This window comes from Neobacillus niacini (assembly GCF_000759675.1).
In the GTDB taxonomy this organism is placed as follows: domain Bacteria; phylum Bacillota; class Bacilli; order Bacillales; family Cytobacillaceae; genus Neobacillus; species Neobacillus niacini_A.
Map to the genome: position 1 here is coordinate 1 of NZ_BAWM01000082.1, position 236 is coordinate 236.

A 236-nucleotide genomic window follows, 5' to 3' on the forward strand; every position below is an offset into this window, starting at 1 on the left:
GACCAATTCTTTAAGGTACTTTCCGTCACTTTTCTCCCCAGTTGTTACCACTGCCGCTGTAATAATTCGTTCATCATTCATTGCGATATGTGTCTTAAACCCAAAGAAAGACGAGTCTGCCGATTTATGACCAACACGTGCGTCTGGATCGCTTGAATAGTTTAGTTGTTCTTCATAATCCTCTACTACTTCTTTTAAGACGTTCAACTTTTCTTTTACAGCTGGAATTGCAGCGA

General features: G+C 40.3%; 1 protein-coding gene. It reads right to left on the reverse strand.

The features are described from left to right. On the reverse strand, nucleotides 1-236 hold a 236-nt coding region (locus TR08_RS19610; RefSeq protein ID WP_045521137.1), incomplete at both ends, for a transposase.